This window comes from Treponema parvum (assembly GCF_017893965.1).
In the GTDB taxonomy this organism is placed as follows: Bacteria; Spirochaetota; Spirochaetia; order Treponematales; family Treponemataceae; genus Treponema_D; species Treponema_D parvum.
In genome coordinates this window covers 1,287,137-1,313,923 of sequence record NZ_CP054142.1, presented here as the reverse complement: position 1 = coordinate 1,313,923, position 26,787 = coordinate 1,287,137, and the positions used below count along the sequence as shown (strand labels likewise).

Annotated in this window: 23 protein-coding genes and 1 tRNA gene; 12 read left to right on the top strand and 12 right to left on the bottom strand. The window is 41.9% G+C overall.

Annotation, left to right across the window (positions count from 1 at the left end; translation table 11 throughout):
* Window positions 1-104: 104 nt before the first annotated feature.
* Together fusA and HRQ91_RS05790 are read left to right on the top strand one after the other, a co-directional pair.
* Complete coding sequence (fusA, locus tag HRQ91_RS05795) at window positions 105-2,156, top strand: elongation factor G (RefSeq protein ID WP_210120673.1); 2,052 nt, start codon at window positions 105-107, stop codon at window positions 2,154-2,156.
* A gap of 106 nt (window positions 2,157-2,262) precedes the next feature.
* On the top strand, window positions 2,263-3,387 hold the full coding sequence (locus HRQ91_RS05790) for an ABC transporter ATP-binding protein (protein ID WP_210116529.1): 1,125 nt from the start codon (window positions 2,263-2,265) through the stop codon (window positions 3,385-3,387).
* Window positions 3,388-3,461: 74 nt separating this feature from the next.
* Here HRQ91_RS05790 and dapB read toward each other — a convergent pair whose 3' ends face one another.
* Window positions 3,462-4,241, bottom strand: a complete 780-nt coding sequence (gene dapB / locus HRQ91_RS05785) for a 4-hydroxy-tetrahydrodipicolinate reductase (RefSeq protein ID WP_210120672.1) — start codon at window positions 4,239-4,241, stop codon at window positions 3,462-3,464.
* Entirely contained in the window at window positions 4,238-5,572 is a 1,335-nt protein-coding gene (locus HRQ91_RS05780) for an aspartate kinase (RefSeq protein ID WP_210120671.1), read from the bottom strand. Before HRQ91_RS05780 ends, dapB begins: the two co-directional genes overlap by 4 nt.
* 142 nt (window positions 5,573-5,714) lie before the next feature.
* Between HRQ91_RS05780 and HRQ91_RS05775 the strand changes: the two genes are divergently transcribed.
* The 7 genes from HRQ91_RS05775 (at window position 5,715) to HRQ91_RS05745 (ending at window position 12,185) form a co-directional block, all read left to right on the top strand.
* Complete coding sequence (locus HRQ91_RS05775; protein WP_210120670.1) at window positions 5,715-6,413, top strand: queuosine precursor transporter; 699 nt, start codon at window positions 5,715-5,717, stop codon at window positions 6,411-6,413.
* A gap of 145 nt (window positions 6,414-6,558) precedes the next feature.
* Complete coding sequence (locus HRQ91_RS05770) at window positions 6,559-7,701, top strand: enolase C-terminal domain-like protein (protein WP_210120669.1); 1,143 nt, start codon at window positions 6,559-6,561, stop codon at window positions 7,699-7,701.
* A 13-nt stretch (window positions 7,702-7,714) separates the two neighbouring features.
* Complete coding sequence (locus tag HRQ91_RS05765; protein ID WP_210120668.1) at window positions 7,715-8,980, top strand: ABC transporter substrate-binding protein; 1,266 nt, start codon at window positions 7,715-7,717, stop codon at window positions 8,978-8,980.
* Between the two features lie 54 nt (window positions 8,981-9,034).
* Window positions 9,035-9,934, top strand: coding sequence for a carbohydrate ABC transporter permease (locus HRQ91_RS05760; RefSeq protein WP_210120667.1), 900 nt, complete (start codon window positions 9,035-9,037; stop codon window positions 9,932-9,934).
* Window positions 9,935-10,768, top strand: a complete 834-nt coding sequence (locus HRQ91_RS05755) for a carbohydrate ABC transporter permease (protein WP_210120666.1) — start codon at window positions 9,935-9,937, stop codon at window positions 10,766-10,768.
* A gap of 195 nt (window positions 10,769-10,963) precedes the next feature.
* Window positions 10,964-11,305, top strand: coding sequence for a type II toxin-antitoxin system HicB family antitoxin (locus tag HRQ91_RS05750; RefSeq protein ID WP_210120665.1), 342 nt, complete (start codon window positions 10,964-10,966; stop codon window positions 11,303-11,305).
* A 232-nt stretch (window positions 11,306-11,537) separates the two neighbouring features.
* A complete protein-coding gene (locus HRQ91_RS05745; RefSeq protein WP_210120664.1) occupies window positions 11,538-12,185 on the top strand; it encodes a Vat family streptogramin A O-acetyltransferase in 648 nt (215 codons plus the stop codon).
* A gap of 259 nt (window positions 12,186-12,444) precedes the next feature.
* Here HRQ91_RS05745 and hcp read toward each other — a convergent pair whose 3' ends face one another.
* The 6 genes from hcp to mfd all read right to left on the bottom strand — a co-directional run bounded on the left by hcp (window position 12,445) and on the right by mfd (window position 21,753).
* Window positions 12,445-14,079, bottom strand: coding sequence for a hydroxylamine reductase (gene hcp / locus HRQ91_RS05740; RefSeq protein WP_210120663.1), 1,635 nt, complete (start codon window positions 14,077-14,079; stop codon window positions 12,445-12,447).
* Between the two features lie 128 nt (window positions 14,080-14,207).
* The gene (locus tag HRQ91_RS05735) at window positions 14,208-14,888 is read right to left on the bottom strand and encodes a Crp/Fnr family transcriptional regulator (protein WP_210120662.1); all 681 of its coding nucleotides are present in this window, start codon (window positions 14,886-14,888) and stop codon (window positions 14,208-14,210) included.
* A gap of 16 nt (window positions 14,889-14,904) precedes the next feature.
* Complete coding sequence (locus HRQ91_RS05730; protein ID WP_210120661.1) at window positions 14,905-15,972, bottom strand: ATP-binding cassette domain-containing protein; 1,068 nt, start codon at window positions 15,970-15,972, stop codon at window positions 14,905-14,907.
* Window positions 15,969-16,670, bottom strand: a complete 702-nt coding sequence (locus HRQ91_RS05725; RefSeq protein ID WP_210120660.1) for a GTP-binding protein — start codon at window positions 16,668-16,670, stop codon at window positions 15,969-15,971. Before HRQ91_RS05725 ends, HRQ91_RS05730 begins: the two co-directional genes overlap by 4 nt.
* A gap of 2 nt (window positions 16,671-16,672) precedes the next feature.
* Window positions 16,673-17,905 (bottom strand): ABC transporter substrate-binding protein, encoded by a 1,233-nt coding sequence (locus HRQ91_RS05720; RefSeq protein WP_210120659.1) that lies wholly within the window; start codon window positions 17,903-17,905, stop codon window positions 16,673-16,675.
* A gap of 173 nt (window positions 17,906-18,078) precedes the next feature.
* Window positions 18,079-21,753 (bottom strand): transcription-repair coupling factor, encoded by a 3,675-nt coding sequence (gene mfd, locus HRQ91_RS05715; protein WP_210120658.1) that lies wholly within the window; start codon window positions 21,751-21,753, stop codon window positions 18,079-18,081.
* A 32-nt stretch (window positions 21,754-21,785) separates the two neighbouring features.
* On the opposite strand from mfd, the gene HRQ91_RS05710 reads away from it, so the two are divergent.
* Genes HRQ91_RS05710 through HRQ91_RS05700 form a run of 3 tightly spaced genes read left to right on the top strand, consistent with a single transcriptional unit; the run spans window position 21,786 to window position 23,808 of the window.
* Complete coding sequence (locus tag HRQ91_RS05710; protein WP_246473295.1) at window positions 21,786-22,787, top strand: hypothetical protein; 1,002 nt, start codon at window positions 21,786-21,788, stop codon at window positions 22,785-22,787.
* Window positions 22,784-23,488, top strand: a complete 705-nt coding sequence (locus HRQ91_RS05705) for a response regulator (RefSeq protein ID WP_210120657.1) — start codon at window positions 22,784-22,786, stop codon at window positions 23,486-23,488. Before HRQ91_RS05710 ends, HRQ91_RS05705 begins: the two co-directional genes overlap by 4 nt.
* A complete protein-coding gene (locus HRQ91_RS05700; protein WP_210120656.1) occupies window positions 23,488-23,808 on the top strand; it encodes a zinc ribbon domain-containing protein in 321 nt (106 codons plus the stop codon). The genes HRQ91_RS05705 and HRQ91_RS05700 overlap by 1 nt, the downstream gene beginning before the upstream one ends.
* A gap of 8 nt (window positions 23,809-23,816) precedes the next feature.
* Here HRQ91_RS05700 and HRQ91_RS05695 read toward each other — a convergent pair.
* From HRQ91_RS05695 to HRQ91_RS05680, 4 genes are all read right to left on the bottom strand, one after another.
* Window positions 23,817-23,900, bottom strand: a tRNA-Leu gene (locus HRQ91_RS05695).
* Window positions 23,901-24,107: 207 nt separating this feature from the next.
* A complete protein-coding gene (locus tag HRQ91_RS05690; protein WP_210120655.1) occupies window positions 24,108-24,755 on the bottom strand; it encodes a class II aldolase/adducin family protein in 648 nt (215 codons plus the stop codon).
* Window positions 24,756-24,782: 27 nt separating this feature from the next.
* Complete coding sequence (locus tag HRQ91_RS05685; protein ID WP_210120654.1) at window positions 24,783-25,772, bottom strand: sugar ABC transporter substrate-binding protein; 990 nt, start codon at window positions 25,770-25,772, stop codon at window positions 24,783-24,785.
* A 42-nt stretch (window positions 25,773-25,814) separates the two neighbouring features.
* The gene (locus HRQ91_RS05680) at window positions 25,815-26,777 is read right to left on the bottom strand and encodes an ABC transporter permease (RefSeq protein WP_210120653.1); all 963 of its coding nucleotides are present in this window, start codon (window positions 26,775-26,777) and stop codon (window positions 25,815-25,817) included.
* Window positions 26,778-26,787: the final 10 nt, after the last annotated feature.

Here is a 26,787-nt window from a genome sequence, read left to right as displayed (position 1 = left end):
GCAGCCTCTCCGATAAGTCATTGCAGAGCAAGTTTTAATCGGATGAACAGGCGCGTTAAGAAATTTTTAAGTTGGCGGATTTTTGTCCGCACTAGGATTTACCCATGCTTGATAAAATGCGAAATATAGGGATTATGGCTCACATCGATGCGGGAAAGACGACTACAACCGAGCGCATCCTTTATTACACAAAAAAAATTCATAAGATAGGCGAAATCGACGACGGTCAGGCGACTATGGACTGGATGACCCAGGAACAGGAAAGAGGCATAACCATTCAGAGTGCCGCTACGACGACTTACTGGAAAGGCTTTCAGATCAACATAATCGATACCCCCGGCCATGTCGATTTTACGGCGGAAGTGGAGCGTTCTCTTCGCGTTCTTGACGGCGCCGTCGCAGTTATCTGTGCGGTTGACGGAGTTCAGCCGCAGACGGAAACCGTATGGCACCAGGCCGACAAATTTAAAGTTCCCAGAATTTGTTTTATGAACAAAATGGACAGAATCGGGGCGGATTTTTTTAATTCGATGGACGACGTCGCTCAAAAATTCGCGGTTCAGTGTCTTGCGTTACAAATTCCGATAGGGCAGGGGCAGGAATTTGAAGGTGTCATCGATCTGATTAAAATGAAAGAGATTCGATGGAACGCCGACGACGAAGGAGAAACCCTTAGCGAATGCGACATTTCTTCCGAGCGCATAGAAAGTGCAAAAAAATGGCGGGAAAAACTTGTAGATACGGTTGCGTCTTCAGACGACAAACTCGGAGAACTCTATCTTGAAGGAAAAGAAATATCCGCCGAACTTTTAAAAGACGCAATCCGTAAAGGTACCGTTAATAGAATATTTGTGCCGTTTGTTATGGGATCCGCCCGCCACAATCAAGGCGTGCAGCCGCTCATCGACGCGGTTGTGGATTATCTTCCTGCGCCCGACGAAGTTCCTCCTGCGGAAGGAATACACATAAAACGCGACAAAGAAGAAAAAGTACTTGTTCCGTGCAAGACTGACGGAATGCCGCTCGGTCTTGTATTTAAAATTCAGTATGACAAAGAGATGGGATCGCTGTGCTATGTTAGAATGTATTCGGGCAAAATTACAAGCGGAAGTCAGATTTACAACGTAGGAAAGAAAAAAAGAGAGCGCGTAAACCGTATACTGCGTATGCACGCGGATAAAAACGAGCCGATCGACAGCGTATCCGCAGGCGACATTGCAGTTTTTATCGGGTTGAAATTTGCGCAGACGGGAGACACGCTCGGAAGCGAAGGAATGCCTGTTTCTCTTGAAAACATGAAATTTCCCGAGCCTGTAATCTCCATTGCGATAGAACCGGAAACTCTTTCCGATCGCGATAAATTGAACGAAACGCTTGGTATCCTTTCAAAAGAGGATCCGACCTTTACCTTTCACGAAGATACGGAAACAGGCCAGCTCATCATAAGCGGTATGGGAGAACTCCATCTGGACGTTCTTGTTACAAGGATGAAAGACGATTTTAAAGTCAACGCGCGCGTCGGAGCTCCTCAGGTTACATACCGTGAAGCGGTAACGGTTGCCGCCGAACACACCGAAAATTTCAGTAAGGTGCTTGCAGGTAAAGAAAATACGGCGGGAATTTCAGTCCGAGTGGAGCCAAGGTCTCAGGGACAAGGAAATTCCTACGCTTGTACCGCCAAAACTAAAGACATTCCTGAAGAAATCGTCGCCGCCGTTAAAAACGCATTTGAAGCGGCGCTCGCTTCGGGTATAAAATACGGCTACCCATGCACGGATACTGCCGTTACCGTTACCGATCTTGCGTGGAATGAACTTACCGGCACTCCGTTCGCTTTTGAAGCCTGTGCCGCGCAGGCCTTCGATCACGCTTGCAACGCCGCCTCTCCCGAACTCTTGGAGCCGGTCATGAACGTTGACATAACCTGCCCCAAGGAATTTGTAGGAGAAGCTATGAGTCAAGTGACTCAACGCGGCGGAATTATCTTGGGGCAGGATTCAAGACCCTCAGGAGAATTGATCCATGCGCAAGCTCCGATGGCAAAGATGTTCGGCTTTTCCACTAATCTAAGATCCGCAACACAGGGCAGGGCTTCGTTCAGCATCGAATTCAGCCATTTTCAGATAAAGCCGGGCGGCCTTAATTCGGCGTACTAGGTTACAATAAAATCGGATTTTTCATTAAATCAGCGTAATTTGCCTTGACGGCGATCTCATGTAGTTATATCATTAAAACAATAATATAACCCCAAGGGAGGCCAAAATGGCTAAGGTAGAATTAAAACATATCGGCAAGATATATCCCGACAGCAACATGCACGCTGTAAAGGATGCCAACATTACGATTGAAGACCGCGAATTCTGCGTATTCGTAGGACCTTCAGGCTGTGGAAAATCCACGACGCTCCGCATGGTCGCGGGACTTGAAGACATTACGGAAGGAGATCTTTTTATCGACGGTGAAAAGATGAATGACGTTCCGCCAAAAGATCGCGACATAGCTATGGTTTTCCAAAACTATGCCTTGTATCCTCATATGAGCGTATACGACAACATGGCCTTTGGTCTTAAAATTCGTAAAATGGACAAGGCTGAAATCGATCGTCGCGTTCACGAAGCCGCAAAGCAGCTCGATCTAGAACAATATCTGAACCGCAAACCTAAGGCTCTGTCCGGCGGTCAACGCCAGAGAGTCGCCGTAGGACGCGCTATAGTACGCAATCCTAAGGTATTCTTGTTCGACGAACCTCTTTCAAACCTCGACGCCAAACTTCGCGTAACCATGAGAGCTGAAATTTCAGCCTTGCACAACCGTTTGCAGGCTACGATGATCTATGTTACACACGATCAGATAGAAGCTATGACCTTAGGAACGAAGATCGTCGTCATGAAAGACGGACAGATACAGCAGATCGGAGCACCGCTCTATCTTTACAACAATCCCATAAATAAATTCGTCGCCGGCTTTATAGGAACGCCGCCGATGAATTTCCTTAGCGTTACGATAAAAGAAGAAGGCGGAAAGATCATTGCCGACGAAGGCTCGTTCTCGTTTGTTCCGACGGCAGCTCAGCAGGCAAAACTTAAGTCCTATGTAGGTAAGTCGATTTCCTTCGGTATTCGCCCTGAAGACGTTACTTTTGTTGAAAAACCGGCAAGCGAAAACAACATGTCCCTTAAGATTATGAACCAGGAACCGCTGGGAGCCGAAACTCATCTTTTCCTCACGTCGGAAAAAGGTCAAAACATGATCGTACGCACAAGCCCGAAAAATATTTATCACCTCGGCGACACGGTCAACTTTGTTCCGAACATGGAAAAAGCGAAATTCTTTGATAATACGGAAGCAGAGTTGAATATTTGCGATCAGATCGAGAAGAACTGGTAATATTCGACATTAAGCAGCGACAGGCCGCCGACATTTATCCGTCGACGGCCTTTTTATTTTTAAGGCGGGATCGATTAAAACACATCTTTCATTGTATACAGTTTTCCCGTAGGAATCGTATGATTTTTTATACATGTTAACAACTTTTCTGCAGCAATAACCGCCCCTAGGGCAAAGCCTTCACGGCTACGGGCACGGTGAGTAAGTTCTATTGTGTCGGCGCTGCTGTCAAACCAAACGGTATGAGTTCCGGGCGTATATCCGCATCGGGTGCTTGACACGTGCAGCTGTTCCGTTTTGGGCTTTTCATGAAAAGCGTCGGTTACAATTTCCTTTTTTACAGGATCGTTTGATAATATGCGTTTTGCGATTTCCAATGCGGTTCCGGACGGACTGTCAGCTTTTTGATTATGGTGCATTTCCCAAGTCGCAATATCGTACTCGGGAAATTCCTTTACGAGTTTTACAGCTTCCTCTATTATTTTGTAAAAAAGATTTACGCCGATTGAAAAATTCGACGAAGCCATTATAGTGCCGCCGCACGAAGCTGCAAATTTTTCGATTTCGGTCATTTCATTGTTCCATCCCGTCGTTCCCACGATCATTGGGATTTTAGTCGGTAAAACGGCCTTTATGTTTTCGATTATCGCAGAAGGGTGACTGAAATCTATAACACATTCCGCACCGCTTTTTTCAACCGCTTCGGCTACGGCCTTGCCGCTTCCCACAGGAACACGGACGCTCGCGTCTTCCGAAAAAACATCGATAGTCGCGACTATGTCGTGCTTGCGTTTTTTTGCAACGTCGGCAATCAAGTGTCCCATCTTGCCGTAACCGATAAGAGTCATTTTCATCTTGTTTCTCCGAAAAATGCTTTATGCAGGATTTTTACTACGTCCGACGATTGATCTTCGTTACAAATAAAACTTATGTTTACTTTTGAAGCTCCCTGACTGATCATCTGTACGTTTATATTGTTTCGGGCAAGGGCTGTAAAGCCTTGAGCTAAAATTTCGCTCGTAGATGCAACGTCGCATATTATGGCTATTATAGCCTTTCCTTTTTTTACATTGACGTCGGCAACTTTCTTAAGATCGGCCACGAGCCCGTCCAAATTTGTTTGCGTATTTATAGTAAGCGACACGGAAACTTCACTGGTCGCAATCACGTCGATGCTTATGTTCCATTTTAAAAACTGATTGAATATGTGCGCAAGGAAGCCTGCGGCTCCGATCATACGAGTAGAAACGATGTCTATGAGGGTTATGTTTTTTATAGACGTAATCGCACATACAGGATTGGTTTTTTGAGTGTGTTTTGCAACTATGATAGACCCCGGACTTTCAATATTATAAGAATTCTTTACGCGAACCGGCGTTCCTGTACGCAAACACGGAACCATCGACCTGGGATGCAGAATTTGAGATCCGAAAACGGCCAGTTCCTGAGCTTCTTCATAAGTCACTTCAGGAACGGGGCGTGCGTCCGGACATATACGCGGATCCGCCGTTAAAATGCCGTCTACATCCTTCCACGTTTGGATTTCTTCGGCACACATTGCAGAACCCAGCATCGTAGCGCTTAAATCGCTTCCTCCGCGCCCCAATGTTGTGATATGACCTTCTTTGTCTTTTGCAATAAAACCGGTAACTATCGGAATAGCGTCGTTTTTTCCGTTTTTGTAATCGTCAAGATGCGACGGAATAAGGCGCCATACGGATTCGTCAAGTTCCGCAGCCATGTAATTGCTGTCGCTTATAAAGCCTATGTCCCACGCATCATAAAACTGCGCAGGCAGCCCTTCTTTTTGCAGATAAGCGGCCATTATTCTTACGGACATCCTCTCACCGAACGAAACAAGGTAATCGCGTGTGCGCTTGGTAAGCTCTTTTAACATGCAAATTCCCGTCAAAAGCTGTTGAAGTTCCGCTTGCAGATCGACGATGGGAGAGGGTAAAATACCCAATTCTTTTTGTGTCTTTTCGTGCAATTCCATAACCTTTCGTATGTCAACGGTACCTTTCACTGCGGTTTCCGCAGCTTCAAGCAAGTGATCCGTCGTATCCCCCATTGCGGAAAGCACTACGACAGGCCTTTTTCCCTTGTATGCTTTGATAATCTCTGCAACATGGCGTATACGCTCCGCATTTGCGACGGACGAACCGCCGAATTTCATGACGATCATGATTCACTCCTAAATCACGCGAATATTCACCGAACACTATACTGAAAACCGAATAAACATGCAAACATTCGTCTCATCAATTTGCTTGCAAGATCTTAAAAAGAAATGTATGTTAAATAAAACCGCCTGATAAGGAGATAAAATGCCTAATGAAATTCTTTTGTGTTTGTCGCTGCTTTTTTCTTACGGCGGGCTTCTTGTCTTCTTTAAATTATTCGGAAAGGCCGGCTTATATACATGGATGACCTTTACGGCGATAACCGCAAATATTGAAGTATTGATCTTGGTAAACGCCTTCGGTCTTGAACAGACGCTGGGCAACACGCTTTTTGCCGCAAGTTTTCTCGCTACGGATATCTTAAGTGAAATTTACGGTAAAAAATCGGCGAACAAAGCTGTGTTCATAGGAATAGCCGTTTCCGCTTCCTTTATCGTAATCACAAATCTGTGGCTCTTATATACTCCATCCACAAACGATTGGGTGTTTCCTTCAATTAAAACAGTTTTTTCAAACACTCCCAGAATAATGACGGCAAGCCTTATAGGCTATGCTGTTTCGGAAATATTCGACGTATGGGCTTATCACGCATGGTGGAATTTTACTCAAAAAAAGACGGGTTCAAAAGAAAAATTTTTATGGCTCAGAAATAACGGTTCCACCCTCGTTTCACAGTTCATAAACATAGTGATATTTAATTTTTTAGCTTTTTGGAAAATTTACGATCTGAAAACGCTCATAAACATAACCGCTTCCTGTTATATAATTTACATTTTTACAAGCCTTTTGGACACGCCTTTTATCTATCTGGCAAAGACGATGATTTCGACACAGGATAAATAAGCAAAATAGAATCGTACTCTCGACATTCATGCTGTTAATTTATAAAAAAATTATAAAAATATCAAAAAATATAAAATATCTTTACAAAAACCAAAATATACTCTATGATAAATTATAAAATGTTTATAATTTATGGCAGGCTTATATGAAAATAATTAAAGCTGAAGCTTTCAAAATTCATTTCAAATCGGTTATGGTCCGCGATGCGGAAGGGCATTCACATCCAGGAAAGGAACACGACGCAACTGCCGGATTTTTGAGGATTACCTGTGACGACGGGACGGAAGGCTGCGCCGTCGGCGGAAATATGAACGTAGATATTCTGCAAAATGTCGTCTGTCCTGCGATAATCGGCGAAGATCCGTTCTTTCACGAGCGGATTTGGCAGAGAATGCGCACGTGGCAAAGACTGCATTCCACTTTTACCGACCGTTCGTTGTGCGCCCTCGATCTTGCGCTGTGGGATATATGCGGTAAAAAATGTTCTAAGCCGATTTACAAGTTGCTCGGCGGCTTTAGAGAAAAGGTTCCCGCCTACGCTTCCATCATGGTAGGGGATAACTTTGAAGGCGGGCTGAATACGCCTCAATCCTATGCAGATTTTTCTTTAAAATTGCTGAAAAAAGGATATAAGGCCATAAAACTTCACACGTGGATGCCGCCCATAATACCGGAACCGGATCCCAAACTCGACGTGGCGGCGTGCCGCGCAGTCCGCGAAGCGGTAGGGCCGGATATCGAACTTATGCTTGACCCTTATCACGATTATACGCGTCAGGAAGCGTATTATATTGCAAAGGAATTGGAAAAACTTAATTTTTTGTGGATGGAAGAACCTATGGACGAACACTCCATGTCTTCATATAGGTGGCTCACCAAAGAAGTCGATCTTCCCATTTGTGGTCCCGAAACCGTAGAAGGCAAAAACCGCTCAAGAGCGGAATGGGTAATTTCCGGAGCTTCGGACATAGGCCGCGCAGGGGCGGAAGTTACGGGCGGTATCACAAGTTTGATGAAATCCGTTCACCTTTACGAATCGTTCGGCATGAGCATTGAACTTCACGGCAACACAATAGGAAATTTACACGTGCTCGGAGCCATGCCCATAGCGGGTAAATATTATGAACGGGGGCTTTTACATCCGTTCCTCGACTACGACAAGCCGAAACCGTGGTTCAAATCAATCTACGATCCTTTAAATGCGGACGGTACTGTTACGATTCCGTCAAAACCGGGATTGGGTTGGGATCTCGATTATGATTACATATTAAATAATAGGATTAAATAAAGGGGGATTTTATATGAAACGCTTTATGTTACTGGGCGCTCTGGCAGCTCTCAGCATTATGCCTGTATGTGCGAAGGGAGAATCGGAGGCAAAGACCGGAAACGGGCCGGTGACAATACATCACTGGTATTGGGTCCCGAACGCCGATAACGAAAATTATTCCAAGCTTATCGCGGAATTTAACGCTACTCATCCGAATATAAAAGTAGAATGGGAAAATGTTCCGCAAAAGGATGTACGCACGAAATTCATCACGGCGTACCAAGTAGGCGAGGGGCCTGACACTTTTGGCATGAGTGAAAACTGGGTAGCAGAATTTGCCGCCATGAATATGCTTGAGCCGCTCGACAGCTACATTTCAAAATGGCCGGGGAAAAACGACATCTTCGATAAGGTATGGCCGAGCAGTAAAATTCAAAACGTACAATACGGTATGCCGTGGAAACTGCTTGTAACTTACATGTATTACCGAAAAGACTGGTTCAAAGAAGAAGGACTTTCCGTTCCGCAGAACATGGATGAATTCGTAAAAGTCGCAAAGGCTCTTACCGGTAAATACAAGGATGAAAGCGGACAGATTCTGGACCGTTACGGATTCGGCTTGAGGGGCGGAAGGGGAAACGCTCAGTGTTACTATATTTGGGTTCAAAGCTACGGCGCAAAACTTTATGACGATAAAGGAAATGTAGCTTTTAATACTCCGCTTGCCGTAGAAGCGACGCAAAAGTATTTAGATCTTTATCAAAAAGAAAAAGTTACTCCGCCTTCAGCCGTCGGCGACGGTTTTTCGGAAGTGGTAGGCGCTTTTAAAAGCGGACGGACTGCAATGCTGCATCACCACATAGGTACTTATGTAGAAATCACTCAGGCGCTGGGCGATAAGGTCGGCGTCATGCTGTTTCCCGCAGGCCCGACGGGTTATCGCTGGTCCGAAGGTTCTGTTATAAACCACGGTATCAGCTCTATTTCAAAAAATAAGGAAGCAGCGTTTACGTTTATAAGCTGGATGAGTGAAAAATGGGCGGTAGAATTTCAAAGCCGCTATTTAGGTTCGGTTCCGATCACAAAAAGCGTAGCGGATCTGCCGTATTTCAGAGACAATCCGTTCTACGCAAAGTCCAATGAATCCGTAAAATATGTAGGACCTTGGCCTAAGACGATCAACTGGGCTTCCGTCATAGATTCCACCACCGTAAAACTGCTGCAGCAGGCTCTTATGGGACAGATAACCGCTCAGCAAATGGTAGAATCAATTTCCGCAGAACTGGCAAAAAAATAACTATCTTCACAGTCCGAGTCTTCGCTCGGACTGTTTTTTTAGGAGACCGCATTTATGGTGGAATTGAAAAAAAGTCAAAAATGGTATCCGTACGTTTTGATTTTGCCTACTTTTCTGGCTATAGGAATCATTCTTCTTTATCCCATGTTCAAGGGACTCATGTTAAGCTTTCAAAACTATATACTGAGTAAACCCGTTCCGAAAAACGAACGCTTTATAGGATTGGGAAACTACATAGAGATGTTTAAAGATCCTATCTTTTTGATTTCACTTAAAAAGACGGCTTATTGGATTGTTTTTTCAGTGGGTCTTCAAGCCTTAATGGGGCTTCTCGTAGCTTTGGTTTTGGATCAAAAATTTCCTTTGAGGGCGCTTGTGCGCGGTTTGGTACTGATTCCGTGGGTCTTGCCGAGCGTAGTTTCAGCGCTGCTCTGGTCGTGGATCCTTGACGGAACATACGGTCTGTTTAACGATTGGCTTATGAGGCTGCACATTATAAACCAAAATATTCCTTGGCTGGCAAACCCCAAGACGGCGTTCGGTTCGGTCATCGCCACAAACGTATGGAAAGGGTTTCCTTTTTTTGCGATAAGTTTTTTAGCCGGCTTGCAAGCCATCCCTAAAAATCTTTATGAAGCGGCCGAAATCGACGGCGCGAACATGTGGCAGCGTTTTTGGGCTGTTACAATGCCGCATTTAAAGCCCATATTGATAACTTCTACCGTGCTGCGAATAATATGGACTGCAAATACGACCGACCTTATCTTTACGATGACGCAGGGCGGCCCGGGATATACTACGAATGTGCTTGCTTTGTATACTTATCTTAAAGCATGGAGCGAACTTAACTTCGGATATTCGTCGGCTATGGCTATAATCCTTATGGGCATAATAATAGTGTTTATCAGCATCTATATCAGATTAATAAATAAAAGTAGGGAAGGTGGAATTTAAATGAAAAAGAATGTCGCAAAGCGTTTGCTTTTAGTATGGATTCCTGCATTGCTGATCAGCTTATATTCCCTAATTCCGCTTGCATGGGCGTTTATTACATCCGTAAAACCTGAAAACGAAATACACACACCTGTGGTAAAGTATTGGCCTTCCAGCCCGACTTTAAAAAACTATGCTTCGGTAATAAAAACGACCGATTTTCCGAGACAATTCAAAAACAGTGCGATAGTTTCGGGGTGTACTACGCTGTTGTGCGTGTTTATTTCAATTACCGCAAGCTATGCTTTCAGCCGCTTTCGTTTTAAAGGTGAAACCACCTTAAGAAAATTTTTACTTTCGAGTCAGATGTTTCCCAAGGTTCTCATAATCATACCTCTTTTTGTTATCATGAGAGGACTGCATTTGCTAAACACAAAAGGAAGTCTCATATTCGCATATACTTCTTTTTCTCTTCCGTATGTTATATACATGCTGATCGGTTATTTTGCGGGCATTCCGCAAGACCTAGACGAAGCCGCAACGATCGACGGTTGTTCCAGAACGGGCGTTCTTTTTAAAATAGTGCTTCCGCTGGCTTTGCCCGGAATTATAGCGACTGCGATCTACGCCTTTATACACGCATGGGACGAGCTCATGTTTGCCGTAATGTTTACTTCAACCGCAGCTCAAAGAACCTTGCCTGTAGGTCTTAACATGTACATAGGCGAATACGGAATCGAATGGGGAAGTTTGTGCGCCGCTTCAATTCTTACTTCGTTGCCTGTAGTTTTGCTGTTTATGTTCTTACAGCGATACTTGATTGCAGGAATGACGAGCGGCGGCGTAAAAGAATAATTCTTGCCGGTTCGCCGTGCCGCATTGCAGTGCGCTGCGGCCTGACGACCGGTCACAGTGCGGAAACCGTCACAGTATCAATTTATAATAAAAATGCATTATAGTTTAATAAAAATATGTATGAAGACTTGTTCGTAGTACTGAAAGGTGCTGTAAAATCTATGCGTAGATTTTTAGAAAACGCAGGGGTGAAGAATGATGACTTATAAGGGATTTATTGCAACTGTTGAATATGATGATGAAGCTCATGTATTTACTGGAGAGGTAATCAATACTCGTACTGTAATTACTTTTCAGGGAACGACTGTTGATGAGATGGAAAATGAATTTCGTGCTTCTGTTGATGATTATCTTGAGTGGTGTAAGGAAGATGGAATTGAACCAGGAAAACCTTATTCAGGAAAATTCAATGTTCGTCTTTCTCCATTATTTCATAGCCAGGTTGCTCTTGCTGCAAAAAAATTGGATATGTCTTTGAATAGCTTTGTAGAAAAATCATTAAAAGATGAAATATCGAATATGCAGTTGGTTTATTAGAAATAAAACCTAACACAGTTTTCAAAGCCGACAAAATAGGACGACGCCCATTTGCGGTTTAAACCCCTGTTAGGTGCACGCCTTCGGCGGGCAAGAAAAAAGAAGATTATTTACACATTAAAGATAAATGTGGTAAATATATATCTGTAATAATCGAGAGGAGAAAAGGCCAGAAATGAACATATAAAATTTATATAAATTATCTTCACCATAATAATTATAGGAGTTTTATATGTACGGTCCTCAACCCAATGAAATACACCCCATGAAGGGGTTTGATCAAGTATGTTTTATTAAGAATACAATTACTAATCCAAATATAATCGTTGGTGATTATTCGTATTATGATGATCCAGTAAATTCAGAAAACTTTGAAAATAATGTTCTGTATCATTATCCATTCATTGGAGACAAATTAATTATTGGAAAGTTTTGTGCCATTGCCCGAGATGTTAAGTTCATAATGAATGGTGCAAATCATAAAATGAATTGTTTCACAACATATCCATTTTCAATATTTAGAAATGGATGGGAAAAAACAACACCAGAAATGGAAGAGTTACCAATTAAAGGTGATACGGTAATTCAGAATGATGTGTGGATTGGTTATAATTCTTTAATAATGCCCGGAATAAAGATAGGTAATGGTTCAATAATTGCATCAAATTCTGTTGTAGTAAAAGATGTAGAACCATATTCAATCGTTGGAGGAAATCCTGCAAAATTAATACGAAAAAGATTTGATAATGAAATTATTGATCTTTTAGAAAGTATAAAATGGTGGGATTGGCCAATAGAAAAAATAACGACAAATCTCGAGATACTTACCTCAGATGATGTAAGTAAATTACGAGAAATTAGTGATATTAAGATCACCTAACACCCGTTTCAACCTGATATTGCCTTTACGACAATACCTGGATTCGAAGGCTGCCTACAACGCAATTTTTTTAATACATCGAATCCTGGTATAACCGCACCGATTATTTGATTTTTCCATAACACCCACAACTATCAATAATGTATATTCTGTCTACTAATATAAAAATAAAAATACTGAAAAACAAAAAACGCCCATCCTCCTCTTACACTAAGAATGGGCGTTTAAAAACTGTTTGTACTTTTTGCCGATATATTTCTTAGAAAAAAAGTTTCATATCGTCATCGACTGTGCCTATGCCGCTGATTTTAAACTTTTCGACCAAAACTTTTGCAACATTTGCGGAAAAGAAAGCAGGCAAAGTCGGTCCCAAATGAATATTTTTTATTCCCAAATACAAAAGCGCAAGCAATACTATAACGGCTTTTTGCTCATACCATGCAATATTATAAATGATCGGCAAATCATTTATATTTTCGAGACCGAAAACTTCCTTTAATTTTAGAGCAATAAGGGCAAGTGAATAAGAATCGTTACACTGCCCTGCATCCAAAACTCTCGGAATTCCTTCTATATCGCCTAGGTCTAATTTATTGTATTTATATTTTGCGCATCCGGCGGTTAAGATAACGGCATCTTTGGGAAGAGCCTTTGCAAAATCGGTATAATAATTTCTAGCCTTTGCTCTTCCGTCGCAGCCGCCCATCACCACAAATTTTTTAATGGCGCCGCTTTTGACTGCCGATACGATCGTATCGGCAAGAGCGATCACCTGGTTATGTGCAAATCCGCCTATAATTTGTCCGCTTTCAATTTCTACAGGAGGCGGACAAGTCTTAGCCTGTTCTATTATCTGTGAAAAATCTTTTGTCTCGCCGATATCTCCTGAAATATGCTTACATCCCGGAAATCCCGCAGATCCCGTTGTATAAAGCCTGTCCTTATAACTCGGCTTGGGCGGAACTATACAGTTTGTAGTCATTAAAATAGGACCGTTAAAACTCTCGAATTCTTCCTTTTGTTTCCACCATGCGTTTCCGTAATTGCCTACAAAGTGAGAATATTTTTTAAATGTGGGATAATAATGTGCCGGAAGCATTTCAGAATGTGTGTACACATCAATTCCCGTTCCCTTTGTCTGTTCTAGCAACATTTCCATATCTTTAAGATCATGGCCGGATATGAGGATACCAGGATTTTTACCCACTCCTATGTTTACCTTTGTGATTTCAGGATTTCCGTAAGCGGAAGTATTTGCATCGTCCAACAGCGCCATGCCTGCGACGCCGTATTTGCCGGTTTCCAATGTGAGAGCAACAAGTTCGTCAATACCGAGACTGTCATCAAGCGTTTTTGCAAGGGCTCTTTGCAAGAAAGCATCCGTTTCTTCATCATCTTTTAAAAGCGCATTTGCATGTTTACTGTATGCGGAAAGCCCTTTAAGGCCGTAAATTATAAGTTCCCGCAAACTTCGTATGTCTTCATTTTCAGTAGCAAGAACCCCTACACTTTTTGCTTTTGCAGCATACGCGCTTTTGTCCATTACGTCCCAAGTCGCCGCATCGGAAAGACCGTTCTTGTTTTTTAATAAAGTTAAAAGCTCTTGTTTTTTATTCAATGTTAAAACAATTTTATCTGTTATCGTATCTTCATCGAAATTGGCGTTTGTTATGGTTATAAAAAGATTCAATGTAACCAAGTGATTTATTTCTTTGGGAATCTTTACCCCTTCATCTCTAAGTCTTGTAGTAATTTCCGAAATTCCCTTGCTAACATATATCAGTAAATCCTGCATAGCGGCTACCGAAGGGGATTTCCCGCACACCCCCATTTGCGTACATCCGGTGCAGCCGGCTGTTTCCTGACATTGATAACAAAACATTTTATTTTCCATAATAGGCCTCCTATTGCAAATCCTCACACGGCGTTGTTTTGACCATTCCCAAGGCCAACCGTATGAGCGAGTCTGTCAATAAGATATTCCGTAGTTATAAAATTTTCCGTAACTTGTGTTACAAATTGTCACATATCGCAGATATCTTTCATTTTTTTAATGTCAAAGATGCGGATAGCTTTTTTGTCAATGACGATGAGGCCGTCTTCTTGCATTTTCATAAGTTCGCGGGACAAAGAAGGCCTTGTGACATTTAAAAAATCCGCAAGTTCTTCTCTGTTCATGTTGATTTCGACCGTATTGTCTTCTCTTTTATTTTTTAAAAAGAGCTTTGCGATTTTTTGTCTTAATCCCGAACATGAAAGTATTGAAAGCCGTCGGTTAAGGTAATAAGTTTTGGAAGCGAAAATATAAAGCATGTTCAAAACAATCTTTTGGTGAATTGTTTCGGTAATTCCATTAGATTGAAAAAGATTGGGCTTTGCAATTTCTAAAATTTTTGAATCGCAAAGAACCTGTGTATAATGATCGTAAGTTTTTCGGTTTAAAAACAGAAAAATTTCACCGAAAATTTCTCCGGGTTTATCGAACAATGCGATTATACTTCTTTTTCCGCTGCCGGTGTCGTTACAGACTGCGACGCATCCTTCTACAAGCAAATACATACTCTTTGGAATATCGCCCTGCAAAAAAATAAATTCGTCTTTGCTGTATTCGTTGATTTTTGCGCGAGTTTTTACAATAAATTCCTCTATTTCTTCATTTGTCATTCCCGCAAATAAAGGGCTTTTTTTCAAATTTTCGATCATTTATTCTGCCTCTTGACTATTGTTTTTGAATCGACGGCAAAGCTTCCGATTTTAAAATTTCTCCAGAACGAAGAATTCTTCTTGATTCCTGCATAACGGAATCTATACTGTTTAAATATGCCAACAGTTCTTTTTCCTGTTTACTTGTCTCGATCACTGCATGAATGCCGCCGTTTTTAATTACGATCCTTCTGTCTGCCATGAGAGCCAAAAGCGGATCATGGGTCGCCATAAGCACTATCTTATCCTGAGATACCAACAGGTCAAGCGCTTTTTTTCTGTCTATTCCGGCATTTTCTATTTCATCTATGAGAACGATGGGAGAAGCGCTGAGCACCGCGGTATCTGCTATCATGAGAGCTCTTGACTGGCCGCCGCTTAAACTTGTTACGGGCGTTTCCGCTAAAAAACTCTCTCCTGCAAGTTTATTGGCTTCAAGTAAAATTTTTTCAGCTACTTTTTCAGGATTCTCTACCATCCGGCTTGCCGCGTGCATCCTGATAAATTCTCCGGCGCTTAAGTCTATGACAAAATTCATGTTCTGAGAAAGCTGCGCCACTAATTTTTTGTTAGCGGAATATCGCCATTTAAAATCGGGTTTTTCTTCGTTTATCATGATGCTTCTTCCCGTAGGAGTGTCGCCCCATGCCGCCCATTCAATGTCCGCAAGCAACCTGCTCTTGCCGGAGCCCGTAGGTCCTACTATGGCTACGACCTGAGAAGGCAATATGGTAATGGCTCCGAAGGTTTCTTTTTCTTTATTTTTATTATGTCCTGCAAGAATAGTGAGAGATTTTACGGTATTTTCTTTTTTTATCCCAAGAAAATCAATCATCTGATAAATATAAGACTTAAGGTCGTCCAAAACACGATCGGTGTCCATAGCCTTGTCTTCGGATGCATGTTCTTTCTGATCTTCTAAAAAAGTTTTTAACGTTTTACCTTCACAGCCTTTTATGTCAAGCGTATTCTGTTCAAAAAAATCCGCGACAAACGGATATTCCTGCAAAAGGCTTTCAATCTTTTTTTCTGTGATGTTTTCAGTTCCATCCTTTTTGTCCGCCGTCATTTTTGTCTGTGTCATTTTTGCCCGTCCTCCCAAACCATCTTTCTTGTATTTCCAAGCTGATAGTTTTCTCCTATCCTTGTTTCACCCAGACAATAAGAGCACATTGCCGAAGGCATAGGAAAACGGAGCTTCATTCCGCGTACAGTCTGTATGTCAACCGTATTGCTCTCCAAGACGGCGCTCAATTCAAAAGCCCCCTGCCCGCTCAAACCGTTTACATGCATTACCGTCGCCTTGGGATTTACCGTGCTTACCCTTGAAGCGAATACTTCCCTTTCAGCCTGAGACACTATGTCGCCCTTAGTGATCACTACCACATCCGCCGATTTAAGCATGGGGCCGATCTTTTTAGGCGTATTTATTCCTGAAAGATTGTCAATGACGCAAACGCCCGTGATTTCCGCAAGGTACGGAGAACAACGGTTGCAAAGTCCCGCCGATTCCGTAATCAGAATGTCAAGTTTTTCTTTGTTTCCCCATAAAACGACATCTTCGATATTGGAAGCAAAAAAATGATCGGGGCACAATCCGCCTGAAAGTCCTTTTTTTACCGGTACGGCAGCTTTTTCATATAAGAGATCGTCGTCCGTATACAAACAGTCAAATTTTACAACGCCGATTTTTTTACCCTTGTTTTTAAAAGCGTCGATGATTTTTAATATAACGGACGTCTTTCCCGACGAAGGCGGCCCTGAAAATATTATCAAATTCATATTTACATGCCTCCCATGCCGCTATTAAAAATTCCTTCCGCTTCTTTTAATACTTTTGCGATGTCGTTTGAATGGATAAAATCCCAGCCGGGCCACATGAATTTTTTGTCTTTTGAAAGGTGGTTATCCATCGTTGGATGCGTAGAAGGAAATTTTCCGTCCGCCGAAAGTACGGATCCCATAGAAGGCGAAAAAAGAAAGTCGACTACGGGTTTTACCCTGTCTTTTGACGACTTCTTTGACAAAAAGAAGATAGGACTTATTATAGCTCCGTCTTCAGGCCATACGGTTTTCATCGGGCCTTCTTCCTTTGCCATCCATGTAAAAAAATACGGCATAACGGTAACTATCGGCGTGTCCGAAGTTTTTCTTCCGCCGTTTTTTACCATCTGCGCAGGATGCATGGATGAAACAACTCCCCTGCCAAGGGCGGCAAGCCCTTCTTTACCGTATTTTGTATATATTCCTAGCAATATGGCGTTAAAAAGATCCAAATCTTTCATCGGAACGGCTATCGTATTTTCAAATTCGGGTTTTAAAAGATCCGCCCAGCTTTTAGGCATTGGCCTGTCGCCCAAGAGAGCCGTGTTTACCATAAAAATAGCCGGAACGACTCCGATTATCTTGTATTGCCGGCGAGGATCCTTCAGGTCGATATAATCGTTGTCAAAATCGGAATTAAGTTTTTCTATACCTGTTATGTCTTCAAAAACGCCTTCGTCCTTATAATGCCCCATGAGTTCTTTATCGAAAAAGAAACCGTAACCGGCTGAAAGATATATGTCTGCGAGTTCGCTTGCGTCCTTGCTTTTTACCACATGTTCTTTAAGCCAGTCGATTCCCATGCTGGCGGCCTGCAATTCGTAATTTATACCGACTTTTTGTGTTTCAAGCCAATTATCCAACTTTTCAAGCATTTGCATCCTTATCGGGCAAGGAAGCACTCCCATAAGTTTAACGTCGCATTCAGAGGCGTTTTTTTTACTGTCGGCAGGACCGCTCTGCACGGTACTTTTTCCCGATTCTATCGTCTCTATCATACGTTTTTCAAACGCATCGGTATCGATATGTTTGCTTTTTAGAGCCGTTTCCACCGATATTGACCTTGCCACAAGGTTCCGTAAGACTTTGTTTTTTAGATTTTCAAAGCCGTTGGCTGCAAAAAGCTCAATGAGTTCGGGGTATTTTTCCGTAACCTCATATACGGTATCTTTTAATGAAAAATAGTTATTCATATGTTTCTCCCATGAATCGTTAGGTTAATCATTGCGGTTAATTCAAGCTTGGCGACCGGTACGACAATCGACAGCCCAATCAATCGACAGCCATTTTATAACACGGATAAAAATAAAAAACCGTAACAAAAGTTACGGTTTTAAATAGGTTTTAGTCTAAACTGTATAAAAAATCATACAATCTGATTAAGTTTCTCACATAAAAATTCGCTTTTTTCTTTTAATCCTATCTTTCCTGTAGACAATAAAATTATGTTCGGCCTGGCAGGATCCAATTTTACCCTGCCGGCGCTGGAATTTATAAGCCTTAAAACCTTATCTACGGAAATTTTTGAAACTTGGTCAAGAGTTATTTGAACTACGCCTCTTTGTTCCTTTATTGAGCTTATGGCAAGTTTTTTGCATATTATCCTTATTTCAGCTAAGGACAACAGACTGTTCACTTCTTCCGGCACCGGACCGAAACGGTCGTTAAGTTCGTAATAGGTATTGTCGAGTTCGCTTTTTTCCTGTACGGACGCGATTTTTTTATAAATTTCCATCTTTATTTGAGGATTCTGCACGTATGAATCGGGAATAAATCCCGTATATTCAAGCTCCATAAGAACTTCAGGCTGTTCGTCGTAATTTTGTGCAGTAAGACGCTGTACCGCTTCATTTAAAAGTCTTAAATACAGATCGAAACCTACGGAATACACATTTCCCGATTGATCCTGCCCTAAGAGATTTCCCGCTCCGCGTATTTCCATGTCTTTCATGGCAATCTTAAAGCCGCTTCCGAGTTCGGTAAAATCACTTATAACTTGAAGTCTCTTCATCGCAATTTCCGACAGAGCCTTGTTTTGCGGATAAAAAAGATATGCATAGGCTTTTCTTCCGCTTCGGCCGACTCTTCCTCTAAGCTGATAAAGCTGTGAAACTCCGTACATATCCGCCCTGTCTATTATGATGGTATTTACGTTAGGAATATCTATTCCGTTTTCGATGATCGTAGTAGAGATCAACACATGAAACCCGCCCATCTTAAATCGACGGAAAATATCGTCAAGGATTTCACCGGGCATCTGTCCGTGCGCCGTATCGATGATCATTTCGGGAACAAGATGCTCAAGCTTATGCTTTATATCCGCAAGGTCTTCGACACGGTTATGAAGATAAAACACTTGCCCGCCTCTTTCAACTTCACGCCGTATCGCTTCGGCGACATTTTCATCGGCGTACTCGGCGATCACAGTCTCTATGGGCTGACGGTTTTGAGGAGGCGTCGTCAAAAGGCTCATGTCTCGAATTTTCAGAAGGCTCATATGCAAGGTTCTCGGAATCGGAGTTGCGGACATGGAAAGCGAATCCACATTGTTTTTTAACAATTTAAGTCTTTCCTTATCCTTGACGCCGAACCGCTGCTCTTCGTCGACTATCATAAGCCCCAGGTTTTTAAAAACAATATCTTTTTGAATTATACGGTGCGTTCCTATGAGAATATCTATTTCGCCATTAGCAAGTTTTTCAAGTATTTTTTTCTGCTCGGAATGCGCTACAAAACGCGACAGATGTGAAATTTTTACGGGAAAGTTATCGAAACGTTCCGTGCAAGTTTCGTAATGTTGTTCCGCAAGAATAGTGGTCGGGGCTAAAAAGGCCACCTGTTTTCCGCCCATGACGGCTTTAAACGCCGCGCGCATAGCTATTTCCGTTTTTCCGTAGCCCACGTCGCCGCATATTAGGCGGTCCATCGGAACGGGACGCTCCATATCGGCCTTAACTTCGCTTGTAACGGTAATTTGATCGGGCGTATCTTCATAGGGAAAAGCCGCTTCAAAGGCGGTTTGCCATTCCGTATCTTTGGGAAACGGAAAGCCCTTTGCAATCTTTCGCCTTGAATACAGATCTATAAGCCTTTGCGCCAAATCTTCTACCGCTTTTTTTACGCGGTTCTTGCGGTTTTCCCAGTTTTTACTTCCTATGGTATCGATCTTAGGCGGACTTCCTTCATTCCCTATGTAGCGTTGCACAAGATTTACCTGTTCGATCGGAACAAATGCAAATTCTTCTCCCGCATACTCTATTTTTATATAGTCGCGTTCATTTCCGAACGAGCGTACGCGTTCTATACCTTTAAAGATACCTATGCCGTAATTTACGTGGACTATATAATCTCCGGGATTTAATTCAACAAACGAATCGATTACTGCGCTTTTCGCTTTGTGCAGGGATTTAGGAGCGTGTTTTCGCCGTCCGAATATTTCATTTTCCTGAATGACTTTAAGTTTTATTTCAGGAACTGAAAATCCTTCAGAAATGGCATGAGGGATCAATACGACGGGAAAAAAATCTTCCGCGCTACATAAATTTCCGCCTTTGTCGTTGACATCGACGTCTTTTGTAAATTCTTTTAAAATTTCATTTATTCTAAGCAGCTGGTTTTTATTGTCCGTATAAATAAAAATACGCCAGCCGTCTTTTTGCGCCGCCCCTATCTGTTCTTTCAAATAGTTGATATTTCCGAAATACGTCTGAGACGGTTCGCATTCCACACGTATAAAAGTATCATTATCGATCGAATGCGCCGTAAGCAGAGTTCTGTAAAAAATATTTTTTTTATGAAAACAAACCGCATCCGAAAATTTGAACATTATTTGATCCGGCAGAAGAACGGGAAAATTCAGTCTCGCCTTTTTGTACATTCCCATATATTCGCGGTCAATGCTTTCCTGAGAATTGCTGAGTCTGTCGTAATCGTAAAAAAACACTTCGGAAGTTTCGGACAGATAATCGGTAATGCAGTATTTTTTATCCCATAAAACAGGATAAAAAAGCTCTTCACCTTCGCTTTCGTGACAGGCGTAAAGTTCTTCAAGCAGTTTTTCTCCGGCTTTCTTCGCTTCATCCGTAAAAGGAAGGTCTATTTCGCATACTGTTTCACTGTCTGTTTCAGGATCGTTTTCAAGGCTTGCTTTAAGTTCTTTTTTATCGTTCAATTTTTCCGAAAGGATATTTACAAGCTCATCCGTCCATAAAACTTCTTTCATAGGATAAATAATCAAATCTTCAACCGATCCGACTGTCGCTTGCGTGTCGGAATCGAAGATCTTTATTTTTTCTATTTTGTCAAAATCAAAAAGAATGCGATAAGGATTTTCTTCTCCGGGAAGAAAGATATCCAAAACCTCTCCTCTAAGCGTAAATTCTCCGTGAACGGTAACCTTAGGCACGCGTATATATCCGGAAGCGATAAGTTTTTCAGACAAACTTATTGTATCGATTTGTTGTTTTACGCGTATATGCTGCAAGAGAGACCTTATGTATTCAGGCGGAGGAACGGGAGTTAAAAATGAACGCAAAGAAGCGACAAATATGCGAGGAGCGCACGAAATATTCGTATACGGCTTAGAGCATGAGAGCTTACAAAGTACGCCGGCTCTTTCTCCGAAAACTATCGAACCTCTTGCAGTAGGCCTGTAAGCGGCGTTGCCCCACCACGGAAGCTTAAGTATTTGCGCGTTCGTAAATGCCGCTGAAAGATCGACGCACACGTCTTCAACGTCTTTTTCATTCGGTACAATGATTAACGTATCCAGCGAAGCTCTTTTCAGTGAAAAGCTTTGAGCGCCTTTCAGTGCGGAACCTTGAGAATAGCGGCCCGTTGTAGTATACTGTAAGCCGTTGAGCAGTTTTTTTTGTTTTTCGGCTATATATTCGGCCGTAAAAAAAGTGTTTGCCGCTCCGTGAAGGCCTTCTATTTCTACCGGAAAAATTTGATCGTCCGCTTGCGATCTAGTTATAGCGTCTTTAAGGCATGTCCATTTTTCAAGTTGGGGAAACACGTAACTGGATAATAATGTATTCATAAAATATAACCGATATTTTTAAAAAGAAGTAAATGGGAGATATAACGTTGAAACGAACATTATTAGTCATTATATCAGTTTGTATTTTTTTTGCACAGGCGGTGTTTTCACAAGATTCGACCCCAGCCGCAACAAATCTTTCACATGCCGGCATTTCCATAAGATTTTATGACAGAACCATGTACTATCCCAACGAGGCAAAAACAAATCCTATCTATGTGCATATAACCATAGCGAACCGCGGGCCTGAAACGCTGCGTTTTAAACTTGCCGACAACCGTCTGTTCAGCCTTAGCTTTAGGGCATTCGATGTAAAAAACAACCAATTACCATTGTCGGAATCTTTGATTGTTGCGCGGACTACGAGCCAAACCGTATTTTACAGAGACATAGCGTTGGAAGCGGGCGAAGAATACTCTTTTGTGGAAAATGTAAAAGATTATCTGCAGATAAAGGAACCTGCGATATACTATCTTGAAATGGAGTTTTTTCCGGAATTGTATAAACCCGTTTCGGCTGCAAAGCTTTTGTCAAACAGGCTCACTATGGAAATCAGGCCGTCGCCTTCCGCTTCGGCGTCAATAGTTTTACCCATACAAGATAAAACCACTTCCATTCTCAAACCGGAATCAATCTCTCCGGATCAAGTGGTAGAACAAACGATTACCGCCTGTCAAAAAGCGCTTTGGGATCAGTTCTTTTTATACATGGATCTTGAAGAACTGCTTAAAAACTCGTCCAGAGCCGCAAAAACTAAGTACCAGTCGGTTTCCGCAAACGAAAGAGCGCGCATGATTGAAAACTATAAGGCGGACCTCATGCAGAGCAGAATTGACACCAATATCGTAGCGGTTCCATCCGAATTCCAAATTGAAAATACGATATATTCTCCTGTAGAAGGCAGCGTGTCCGTCATAGAATGGTTTCAGAATACGGGATTTAAAGAGAAAAAACGATACACCTACCACCTGCGCCGCCGCGACGGAATTTGGCAGATATATAAATACAATGTAGACAATCTGGGTAGAGAATGAAAGCGCTTATTATTGCCGACGATCCTATAGCTGTAGAACGTTTTTCGGCTGTTTTTAAAACGGCAGGATATGATGCCATTGTTTACAGGTGGCTTGTAAAGGCAATAGACAATATCGAAGAAATTTCTCCTCATATAATCCTCGTAAGCGCCGTGGAATATCCTCGTCATTGGAAAACGGTTACTCAATATGCCAAAAGCGGAATAAGCGCGACAGTGCCGCAAGTGATCTTATATACGGGTAAGAATTTTTCGGAGGAAGAACAGGAAAAAGCAAGTCGGCTGGGTGTGAGAGGATTTTTTTCGTCATACGATGTAGACGGCCTTGATAAGCTGCGTGAGATATTAAAAAAAGAAAATGATATTTACGAAGGTTCCTTGAGCTCTCCCGCTGTTCCTTCCGCTATCGACGCAGCTAAAAGCAGCGCAACCGGCGGTGGCGCCGATATTGCAGAAACTTTTGACAGCAGCAAAACAAATTTTATTTTTACGGATCCTGCGACAAAGGCCTTTGTTACGGGTAAAGTCATATCTTTCGACGGAGAGATCATGTCATTCCAACCTGACAATCACGACAGAAAATTCGATAAAGATCAAAAAATCTCGGATGCGACTCTGAAATTCAACAATCAAATATCTTCGGTTTCTGCTTTTATTCTTGAAAATGATAAAATTCTGAAGTTAAAACTTATGGCGGTGTGATGAAAGGAAAAGAAGCTAAATTTTTTTGTGAAAATTGCGGGGCGGAAGTTCCGCAGGAAGCAAAGTTTTGCAGAACATGCGGCAGATTTTTTACGTCGGTAAGGTGTCCCGCGTGCGGTTTTATCGGCATGGCAAACGTGTTTACAAACGGATGTCCCAAATGCGGATATGCGGATTCTAGGCTGCGGTTCAAAGAAGTTAATTTTCGATCAAAAGACAAAAAAAGAGGGGACAGTCCCCTGCCCGTCTGGATCTACTTATTTGTCATAGCCGGATTGATAGGGATTATCGGCACGGTCGTATATCTGTATACTACATAAAATGATTTTGCCCGGAACAAGACTTGAACTTGCACACCCGTGAAGGCTCTAGTACCTGAAACTAGCGTGTCTACCAATTCCACCATCCGGGCAAAGATCCGATCATAAAAATCAGAGTAATTTACTATATGAAATTTTATCCGCCGTGTCAAGGATCGGTTTAAGACAAGATTAACTTAAGGCAGGAGCGGAAAACATTTTTGAAAGTCAATTTTTTTACATTTTAAAGCGAAATTTTAGTCTATTGAAGGTCGGTACCGAAAATTCTTACATAAGTTATCGGCACCGACTTTTAATAGCTATTTATTTTGTCCGTAATGATTTTTAACAAAATCTTGCATGGCAAGTATTTTTTCGCGAGAAATCAACTTCGGTTTACCGCCGGTTGCTTCAATCATATAGTATATGTTAGCAGTAACTTCAAGTACCGTACACACTCTGAATGCGGCATCAAGGGTTTCCCCTACACAAACCGCACCGTGAGAATGCAATAAACATGAATTAGCCTTTTCACCGAGGGCTTTAGCACACGCCTGTGCCAAAGCATCGGTACCCGGCAATTCATATGTTGCACATGTACATTCGTCTCCAAGACTTTGCGCTGCTTCATCCGTAAACAATGGAATAGTTTTTCCTTGACAGGCGTAGATCATGGAATAGAGAGGATGTGTATGGATAATGGCATTCACTTCCTGACGGGCACGATACACAGCCAAGTGTAGCTCTTTTTCAATAGTCGGTTTACGATGCCCTTCAATTATTTGACCCGTAATATCACAGACCACAACATCTTCAGGTTTTATAGTATCATAGGGCATTGCACTTGGCGTTAAATATACTAAACCAGTATCAGGCGCTCGTATACTGATATTTCCCCAAGTTTCAATTGTAAGTCCCGAATGAAGCATTTTTAATCCTGCCGCAACGATAATATCCTTATATTCCATGATTCTACTCCTAGCAATAAAATCTTATTATTTAAACTGCGCTAAATATTCTTTAAAAGCGGCAACATCTTTCTGAAGAATTAATTTAGTACCGGTATCGATATACTGCTCGGCTTTTTCGCCATCAAATATCTTGCACATATTAATAACGCCGTATCGTCCCATTTCTGCAGGTAATTGTGCAACTGTGGAAACGAAATCTCCGCTATCAACAAGATTTAAAGCTTCACTTACTGCATCAAAGCCCATAATTTTTATCTTTCCCTGCATGCCGGCGTCTTTTATCGCACGTAAAGCCCCTATTCCCATATTGTCATTTTCACAGAAAAAAAGTTTTACATCAGGATTGGCGCTGATAATATTTTGAGCGGCAACATATCCTTGGTCGACTTCCCAGTTTGCATTTTGTTCGGCAACGATCTTTATAGTGCCTTTTGCACCGTCAACAAAACCGTTATAACGATCCGCATTATTTGTCTGCCCTTCTATACCTTTAAGAATAGCCGTTTTTGTATCCCGTGGGAAATTTGCGGCTACATATTCGCCCGCTAACTTAGCGCCTTCGTAGTTATTCGTACCATAAAACGGAACGTTAATACCTACTTTTTTTACAACTTCAGTCGTAAGTTTAGTATCCAAATTGATTATTGGAATATTCTTTTCTTTGCATTGACGCAGAGCCGCTTCAAGCCCCTCAGATGAACTGGGCACAAGCAAGATGCCGTTTACGCCATTGGCAATCATGTTTTCTATAATCGCCAACTGCTCATCTGCGCTGGAATGCTGCTTTCCGGCCTGTACATCAACTTTGATACCCAACTTTTTACTTTCAGCTATAGCTCCTTTAGCTAATGTAATATGATACTCGTTATTCATCGTCATACCGACAAACCCTATGGTTTTACCGGCATATTTTCCCGTCGACTTGTTGCTACGACTATCCGATGAACCTGACGCGAAAATTCCAAACATTGACACCGAGAGCATCAATCCTACAATGAAAAAAACTTTCTTCATATCTTACCTCCTTTTATGAAGAATAAAACGCTTAAATAAAAACTATTCGCTTTTCCGTTCTTTTTGCTTATCCGCAAATACGGCAGCGACGATAACGACACCTACAACAATCGATTGATAATACGTTGCAACGTTTAATATCTGTAATCCGCTTGTCAACGTACTTAATAAGATTGCGCCGATTAGAGTATTAATAAGTTTTCCTCTTCCCCCCGATAAAGATATTCCGCCTATAACCGTTGCTGCAATCGCATTCATTTCATATCCGGAACCGGCATTAGGATCCGCATACGTCAAACGCGAAAGCAACATAACCCCGCCGATAGCGGCAAAAATACCGCACAATATATAAACAAAAAGTTCTATCCGTTTTGTAGCAACTCCTGAAAGTCTTGCGGCGTTCTTATTACCTCCGAACGCATACACATATCTACCGAAACGCGTTGATCCCATTACAAAAACCATCAACGCATAAGAAATCAATACGTAAACTATCGCGATAGGAATAGCGGAAAATAATTTTGTACACATTATTTTTTCCAGCCCGGGAGGAAATGCCGAAACCGGTTGTCCTCCGTTTATCAGAAGCGCAAGCCCCCGTACAGCCTGCATCGTTCCCAAAGTAACAATAAATGACGGTACTTTTCCGTAACTAACAAGGATTCCGTTAGCTAATCCTAAAAGAGCACCGGCTATGATACATAATAATACCGAAGCAAAAAGAGGAGTTTGATTTTTGATCAACAATCCTCCAAGGATACCGACAAAACCAACAATGGAACCGACGCTTAAATCTATGCCGCCTGTTATAATTACTAACGAAGCGCCTATTGCAATGATCGATGTAATACTCGACTGCGTAATAATATTGAATATATTATTTATAGTTATAAATTTTTTACCGCAGAGAATACAAACCATTTCAAAAACAACAAAAACCAACACAATACCTAAATATAAAGAGATAGAAGCAATATTCACTTTCTTTTTCTCAACATATTCCATAATTAAACTC

Bases quoted from the DNA above. Each gene is read 5' to 3' on its own strand.
- fusA (WP_210120673.1), top strand. From the start codon at position 105: ATGCTTGATAAAATGCGAAATATAGGGATTATGGCTCACATCGATGCG.
- HRQ91_RS05790 (WP_210116529.1), top strand. From the start codon at position 2,263: ATGGCTAAGGTAGAATTAAAACATATCGGCAAGATATATCCCGACAGC.
- dapB (WP_210120672.1), bottom strand. From the start codon at position 4,241: ATGAAAATGACTCTTATCGGTTACGGCAAGATGGGACACTTGATTGCC.
- HRQ91_RS05780 (WP_210120671.1), bottom strand. From the start codon at position 5,572: ATGATCGTCATGAAATTCGGCGGTTCGTCCGTCGCAAATGCGGAGCGT.
- HRQ91_RS05775 (WP_210120670.1), top strand. From the start codon at position 5,715: ATGCCTAATGAAATTCTTTTGTGTTTGTCGCTGCTTTTTTCTTACGGC.
- HRQ91_RS05770 (WP_210120669.1), top strand. From the start codon at position 6,559: ATGAAAATAATTAAAGCTGAAGCTTTCAAAATTCATTTCAAATCGGTT.
- HRQ91_RS05765 (WP_210120668.1), top strand. From the start codon at position 7,715: ATGAAACGCTTTATGTTACTGGGCGCTCTGGCAGCTCTCAGCATTATG.
- HRQ91_RS05760 (WP_210120667.1), top strand. From the start codon at position 9,035: ATGGTGGAATTGAAAAAAAGTCAAAAATGGTATCCGTACGTTTTGATT.
- HRQ91_RS05755 (WP_210120666.1), top strand. From the start codon at position 9,935: ATGAAAAAGAATGTCGCAAAGCGTTTGCTTTTAGTATGGATTCCTGCA.
- HRQ91_RS05750 (WP_210120665.1), top strand. From the start codon at position 10,964: ATGATGACTTATAAGGGATTTATTGCAACTGTTGAATATGATGATGAA.
- HRQ91_RS05745 (WP_210120664.1), top strand. From the start codon at position 11,538: ATGTACGGTCCTCAACCCAATGAAATACACCCCATGAAGGGGTTTGAT.
- hcp (WP_210120663.1), bottom strand. From the start codon at position 14,079: ATGGAAAATAAAATGTTTTGTTATCAATGTCAGGAAACAGCCGGCTGC.
- HRQ91_RS05735 (WP_210120662.1), bottom strand. From the start codon at position 14,888: ATGATCGAAAATTTGAAAAAAAGCCCTTTATTTGCGGGAATGACAAAT.
- HRQ91_RS05730 (WP_210120661.1), bottom strand. From the start codon at position 15,972: ATGACACAGACAAAAATGACGGCGGACAAAAAGGATGGAACTGAAAAC.
- HRQ91_RS05725 (WP_210120660.1), bottom strand. From the start codon at position 16,670: ATGAATTTGATAATATTTTCAGGGCCGCCTTCGTCGGGAAAGACGTCC.
- HRQ91_RS05720 (WP_210120659.1), bottom strand. From the start codon at position 17,905: ATGAATAACTATTTTTCATTAAAAGATACCGTATATGAGGTTACGGAA.
- mfd (WP_210120658.1), bottom strand. From the start codon at position 21,753: ATGAATACATTATTATCCAGTTACGTGTTTCCCCAACTTGAAAAATGG.
- HRQ91_RS05710 (WP_246473295.1), top strand. From the start codon at position 21,786: ATGGGAGATATAACGTTGAAACGAACATTATTAGTCATTATATCAGTT.
- HRQ91_RS05705 (WP_210120657.1), top strand. From the start codon at position 22,784: ATGAAAGCGCTTATTATTGCCGACGATCCTATAGCTGTAGAACGTTTT.
- HRQ91_RS05700 (WP_210120656.1), top strand. From the start codon at position 23,488: ATGAAAGGAAAAGAAGCTAAATTTTTTTGTGAAAATTGCGGGGCGGAA.
- HRQ91_RS05690 (WP_210120655.1), bottom strand. From the start codon at position 24,755: ATGGAATATAAGGATATTATCGTTGCGGCAGGATTAAAAATGCTTCAT.
- HRQ91_RS05685 (WP_210120654.1), bottom strand. From the start codon at position 25,772: ATGAAGAAAGTTTTTTTCATTGTAGGATTGATGCTCTCGGTGTCAATG.
- HRQ91_RS05680 (WP_210120653.1), bottom strand. From the start codon at position 26,777: ATGGAATATGTTGAGAAAAAGAAAGTGAATATTGCTTCTATCTCTTTA.